This window comes from bacterium (assembly GCA_030654305.1).
Taxonomy (GTDB): domain Bacteria; phylum Krumholzibacteriota; class Krumholzibacteriia; order LZORAL124-64-63; family LZORAL124-64-63; genus PNOJ01.
In genome coordinates, this window is record JAURXS010000445.1 from 1 (window position 1) to 5,904 (window position 5,904).

Below are 5,904 nucleotides of genomic sequence, written 5' to 3' on the forward strand. Positions count from 1 at the left end.
GAGCGGACTCGCCGCCGTGTCGGCCCGGGTGGGCGACGCCTACCCCGCCCTGACGCCGGACTGCCCGCAGGCGCACTGGTTCGAGCGGGAGATCCACGAGAGCTGCGGCGTGGCGCCCCTGGGGCACCCGTGGCTCAAGCCGGTGCGCTTCCCGCGCGGCGACGTCGGCACGGCCGACTTCTACCGCGTGGAAGGCACGGAGATCCACGAGGTCGCCGTGGGGCCGGTGCACGCCGGCATCATCGAGCCCGGCCACTTCCGCTTCCAGTGCCACGGCGAGCGCGTGCTGCACCTCGAGATCTCGCTCGGCTACCAGCACCGCGGCGTGGAGCGGGCCCTGGCCGGCGGCCCGGACCGGCGCACCATGCCCTACCTGGAGACACTGGCGGGCGACACCAGCATCGGCCACGCCTACGCCGGCGCTCTGGTGATCGAGGCGCTGGCCGGCGCCCCCGCGCCGCCGCGGGCCGACGCGCTGCGCGGCGTCGCGCTGGAGCTGGAGCGCCTGGCCAACCACACCGGCGACCTCGGCGCGCTCTCCGGCGACATCGGCTTCCTGCCGACCGCCGCCTTCTGCGGGCGCCTGCGCGGCGACTTCCTCAACCTGACCGCAGCGCTCTGCGGCAACCGCTTCGGCCGCGGCCTGGTCCGCCCCGGCGGCGTGCTGTTCGACCTCGACCCCGCCCGCGCGGACGGCATGAAGTCCCGCCTGGCCGACACCCTGCGCGACGCGACCGCGGCGACCGACCTGCTCTGGGAGACCGCCACCGTGCTGTCGCGGTTCGAGGAGACCGGGATCGTCACGCCCGCGGCGTGCGCGGAGCTGGGGCTGGTGGGGCCGACGGCGCGCGCCTGCGGACTGGAGCGCGACGTGCGCTACGAGCAGCCGTGCGGGATCTATCGCTTCCGGCAGATCCCGGTCTCGACCTGGACGACCGGGGACGTGCTGGCCCGGGCGAACGTGCGCGCGCTGGAGATCCAGCGGTCGGCGGAGTTCGTCGACGCGCTGATCGGGGCGCTGCCGGACGGGCCGCTGCGGGCCCCGGCGGGCGCGCTCGCCCCGGACTCGCTGGCGGTCTCGCTGATCGAAGGGTGGCGCGGGGAGATCTGCCACGCGGCGGTGACCGACGACCGGGGGCGCTTCGCGGCCTACCGCATCGTCGACCCGTCGTGCCACAACTGGTCCGCCCTGGCCCTCGCCATGCGCGGCCAGGAGATCTCCGACTTCCCGCTCTGCAACAAGAGCTTCAACCTCTCCTACTGCGGGCACGACCTATGATCAGAGCACTCGTCGCCAGGCTCCGCCAGAAGCACCGCACGATCGCCTACCCGGCGGTCGTGCCCGAGTTGCCGGACCGCTGGCGCTGCCGCCCCGTCATCGCGCCCGACCTCTGCGTGGACGGCTGCCGGGCCTGCGCCGACGTCTGCCCCACCGGGGCGATCCTGGCCGGGAGCACCCCGCCGCTGATCGACCTCGGCCGCTGCCTCTTCTGCCCCGAGTGCGCCGCCGCCTGCCCGACCGGGGCGATCACCTACAGCCGTGACCACCGGATGGCGACCCGCGGGCGCGACGACCTGATCGTGGGCGACGAGTTGCACCTGGCGCGCGCGCTCGACGACGCCGCGCTGCGCGTGTTCGGCCGGTCGCTCAAGCTGCGCCAGGTCAGCGCCGGCGGCTGCAACGGCTGCGAGGCTGACGTCAACGTCCTGAGCACGGTCGTCTTCGACCTGGCGCGCTTCGGCGTCCAGTTCGTCGCCTCGCCCCGCCACGCCGACGGCCTGCTGATCACCGGCCCGGTGACCCGCAACATGGAAGCCGCCCTGCGCAAGACCTGGGAAGCCGTGCCGACGCCCCGCCTGGTGATCGCGGTCGGCGCCTGCGCCATCTCGGGCGGCCCCTACCTCGACCACCCCGAAACGCTCAACGGCGCCGCCGCCGTGGTGCCGGTGGACCTCCACGTGCCCGGCTGCCCCCCGCACCCCCTGACCATCCTCGACGGCATCCTGCGCCTGTTGGACAAGCTCCCGCCCACATGACAGCGACCCCGCCCTCCGGAGAGAGCGGGGCCGTTGCGTCTCGAATCGGCGCGGCGCGCGGCCGCTGCCGTTCTTCGTCCTACCAGCGGGGCCGATCGTTCGAGCGCGGCTCGCGAGGACGGGCCTCGTTGACGTTCAGCGGGCGGCCGTCGACGTCCATGCCGTTGGTTTTCTCGATGGCGGTCGTGGCCGCGGCGTCATCGGACATCTCCACGAAGCCGAAGCCGCGGGAGCGGCCGGTGTCGCGGTCCATGATGACGGTCGCGCTGCTGACCTCGCCGAACTGCGAGTAGACCTTCATGAGGTCCTGATCGGTGAGGTTGAAACTGAGGTTGCCGACGTAGATCTTCTTCAAACTGGTCACTTCCCTTGAACCTGCTGGACCCTCGGGCTCCCACGACTATTCGGGGAGTCCCTGGTCCCTGCTAAAAAAGACTGGCCGAGATGGCCAGTCCCTGGCGCAGACGATAGCAGGAAACATGCCGAAAAGCAAGGAACGGGCGCCAATTCACGCCCTGCGCGCCCGGAACCCGTTGACGGGCTTACTCCTGCGATGTTAGGCTCCCCCGGGATCCGGGGCGGGCCTCACCCCCGGACAGCCTGCATGCTGGTGCCAGCGAAGCGAGGTTCCATGGCCTCGACCACTTTCCGGTTCGGCTTCTCCCCCCCCATCATCCTGGCCCTGGCAGCCCTGGGAACGCCGCACGCCTGCCTGGCCGCACCGGATCAGGACATGATGATCGGCATCTCGATCAACCGCCTGATCCTCGCCGAGCAGGACATGGCCGACACCTACGGCACGGTCGCCATCCCCGGCGTGACCGCCGTCGCCGCCATCGCCGACCACTCGCGATTCGTGTTCACCGCCGGTTGCGGTTTCGCCAAGGGCAGCCCCTTCTACGACGTCACGGGGTACGAGGGCGACAACGAGGCCAGGCTGAAGACCATCCTCATGCAGTTCGGCATGCAGGGCGACCTGTCCCGCAACACGCGCCTGCGCGTCTACTGGGGTTTGTCCGCCGAACTGGCGAGGATCCACGAACGCCTGCCGGCCTACGCCGGCTCGCCGGACCACGACGATTTCGACGGCTGGGGTACGGGCCTGAGGTTCACCTTCGGACCCGAGTGGAGGTCGGCGGACGCCGCCCGCGCGATCGGCCTCACGATGGGCTGGGGCACGGTCGGCGGCGCGGTCTCGCACGAGGGCCACCGTCACGAGGTGAACCTGTCGGGCGCCGGCCTGCAGTGCCACGTCCTGTGGCGGATGTGACGGCGACCCGGGCGGGGCCCGGGCTTACGGGCGAGAAAGAGAGGTGCACGATGTTCCGGCCACGTTCTCCGACATCGACCACCGCCCTGGTCCTCGCGTTCCTCGCCCTCGCTGCGGCCGACCGGGCCCGGGCCGACGGCGCGGTCCTCGCTCCCTGGGGATACGAGCTGTACGAGACCGACCAGCTCGCCATCATCGGCCATGACGCCGCCGCCGCGCGCGAAACGCTGCACGTCCTGCCGGGTTTCCGCGGCGACGCCGACGACTTCGCCTGGATCGTGCCCGTGCCGTCCCTGCCGGAAGTCGCCGCATCCGATCTCGATCTCTTCGAGGAGGCCATGTTGCTGACGGCGCCCGTCTGGCGGTCGCGCGACGGGGCTTGGGGCTGCACGCAGGAAGACGTCATGTACGCGGGCGACGGCGACGGCAACGACGTGGACATCATCGAGGACCGGATCGTGGGCATCTACCGGACGCTCGTGCTCGGCTCGACCGACGCGACGGCTTTGGCCGATTCCCTGGCGGCCTGGGGCTTCCTGCACGAAGGCAACGACGAGTCGACGCTGGCCGCGCTGGCGTCCTACGTCGAACGGTCCTGGTACTTCGTGGCCATGAAGATCGATCCGGAGGCCTTCGACGACTGGCAGATGAACGACGGTTACTGGTACGGTCGGCTGGCGCCGGTCCGCCTGACCTTCGCCGCGGACGAGCCCGTCTACCCCCTGGAGATCTCCTCGCTCAGCGCCGCACAGTCGACGGAGGTCATCCTCTACACCGTCGCGGACGCGCGCCTGACGTTCCCCGGCGCCACGACGCTCTACGCCAACCGGGTGACCGACGGCGAGCTGCAGGAGATCCGGTCCACCTACCCCGCGTTCGGCGCCCTAGTGCACGCGGGTGACTTCGTCACCAAGCTGCGACGCACCTATGCGCCCGACGAGATGACGGAAGACCTGGTGCTCGCGCCCGACGACGACGGCGGCGAGTTCCACCAGGTCTTCTATTCCGGCATCCCGCTGACGGCCGTGCTGCTGCTGGGCGCGGGTGCGTGGCTGCGGCTGCGGCCGCGCCGCGCCTGACGGCTATTTCAGGAGTTTACTTCAGCAGCTGCAGCTTGCGGGTATCGGCGCCGCCGGCGCCCGTCGCCCGCAGGAAGTACGTGCCGCTGGGCAGGCTCCGCCCCGCGTCCCCCCTGCCGTCCCAGTCCACCATGAAATCGCCCGCCTCGCGCGTGCCCTGCCACAGGGCCCGCACCAGGCGGCCGTCGACGCCGTAGACGTCCAGCCGCAGCGCGGCGGCCGCCGGCAGGGACACGTCGATGGTGGTGGAGGGGTTGAAGGGGTTCGGGTAGGCCCCCGTGATGCGGGGGAAGGCGACGAGCAGGTCGCCGACGCCGGTGGCCAGGCCGTCGGCGAAGATGTCATCGACCCACTCGGGGTGGTCGATGAAGGGGTTGCGGTTGCCCTGGTAGGCGAAGACCACGTCGTTGCGGTCCTGCTCCTTGGCGTCGACGGGATCCTGCACGTGCCAGGCGAGCAGCGTCGTGAGCAGCCCCATGTAGGCGACGCTCTCGTTGTTGCCGGTCGCCGAGGCCGAGATCAGCGCGACGTTGTCGGTGAGGATCAGGTCGGGCTCCCCGATGGCCCCCTCGTAGCGCACGTCCATGTAGAACATCGCGCGCGCCACGTCGCCCTTGCGACCGTCCCAGGTCTCCCAGACGCCGGCGGGCAGCAGGCTGTTGAAGTAGTTGACGCCGGTCGCGCCGTCGTAGTTGTCGGCCGGGTCGCTCGAGCAGCTCGACACGCACTCGCCGAAGGGCTTGTTGCCGCGGTCGCCGTTGTACTCCACGTCGCAGAGGAACAGGTGGTGGCAGTCGGTGTACGGCTTGTTGGTCGAGCCGTCGTCGGGGAAGCCGTAGCTGTTGGGCCAGCTGTGCTCGCGATTGTAGGGGCCGGTGCCGCCGCCGAACTTGGCGAAGACGCGGTTCTGGTAGAGGTCGAGGATGCGGGTCGAGTTGTAGGGATCCTCGTCCGCCAGCTCCAGCACGTTCCAGGTGTCGGTCGTGGAGGCCGTGTAGGGGATCTTCACGTGGCCGTCGATGACGGCGTTCACCGAGGCGCGCATCGCCTCGGCGCTGGTGAAGACCACGGTGTCGTAGTAGCCGGCCGGCGGGGCGGCGAAGGCGGCCGCCGCGACCAGCGCGATCAGGACGCAGGCCACCGGGCTCAGGCGCGCGGCGAAGGAAGAGTTACGGTCGGTATGCAGCACGTCGGCTCCCTGCTCGGGTGTCGGTCACGGTTGCAAGTTACGGCGTCGTGGCGAGGGTCGGCACAGGTAAGTATACCACGCCGGGCCGGTGCGGCGCCAATCGGACACTAGCTCCAGCGGAAGGGCTCCGGGAGGTCGAAGTCGGGCCGGCCCTCGGCGGGGGCCGAGCCGGGATCCTGCGTGAACAGCCGGTACAGCCCGGCGTCCTCCACGTCCTGCAGGGCCTGGTCGTCCTCGGCGGTCGAGATCGGCCGCGCCAGTTCGGGATGGAGGTGCGCCAGCGCGCGGCCGGCCTCGGTCTGGGCGAGGGCGTCGGGGTGGTACTGCGC

General features: G+C 70.9%; 7 protein-coding genes. 4 read left to right on the forward strand and 3 right to left on the reverse strand.

Annotation, left to right across the window (positions count from 1 at the left end; genetic code table 11):
* Together Q7W29_12895 and nuoB are read left to right on the forward strand one after the other, a co-directional pair.
* Positions 1-1,279, forward strand: a 1,279-nt coding sequence (locus Q7W29_12895) for an NADH-quinone oxidoreductase subunit C (protein ID MDO9172716.1), incomplete at its 5' end; no start/stop codon positions are given.
* Complete coding sequence (gene nuoB / locus Q7W29_12900) at positions 1,276-2,037, forward strand: NADH-quinone oxidoreductase subunit NuoB (GenBank protein ID MDO9172717.1); 762 nt, start codon at positions 1,276-1,278, stop codon at positions 2,035-2,037. The genes Q7W29_12895 and nuoB, both read left to right, overlap by 4 nt.
* Positions 2,038-2,116: 79 nt before the next feature.
* Here the strand turns inward: nuoB and Q7W29_12905 are convergent, their stop codons facing one another.
* Positions 2,117-2,392, reverse strand: a complete 276-nt coding sequence (locus tag Q7W29_12905) for an RNA-binding protein (GenBank protein MDO9172718.1) — start codon at positions 2,390-2,392, stop codon at positions 2,117-2,119.
* 276 nt (positions 2,393-2,668) lie between these two features.
* Here Q7W29_12905 and Q7W29_12910 point away from each other — a divergent pair, with 276 nt between their 5' ends.
* Both Q7W29_12910 and Q7W29_12915 read left to right on the forward strand, forming a co-directional pair.
* The gene (locus tag Q7W29_12910) at positions 2,669-3,307 is read left to right on the forward strand and encodes a hypothetical protein (GenBank protein ID MDO9172719.1); all 639 of its coding nucleotides are present in this window, start codon (positions 2,669-2,671) and stop codon (positions 3,305-3,307) included.
* Positions 3,308-3,357: 50 nt separating this feature from the next.
* Entirely contained in the window at positions 3,358-4,386 is a 1,029-nt protein-coding gene (locus tag Q7W29_12915; protein ID MDO9172720.1) for a DUF2330 domain-containing protein, read from the forward strand.
* A gap of 16 nt (positions 4,387-4,402) precedes the next feature.
* On the opposite strand, the gene Q7W29_12920 is transcribed toward Q7W29_12915, so the two are convergent.
* Entirely contained in the window at positions 4,403-5,575 is a 1,173-nt protein-coding gene (locus Q7W29_12920) for an endonuclease (protein MDO9172721.1), read from the reverse strand.
* 107 nt (positions 5,576-5,682) lie between these two features.
* The coding region (locus Q7W29_12925; GenBank protein ID MDO9172722.1) for a hypothetical protein at positions 5,683-5,904 on the reverse strand (222 nt) is incomplete at its 5' end.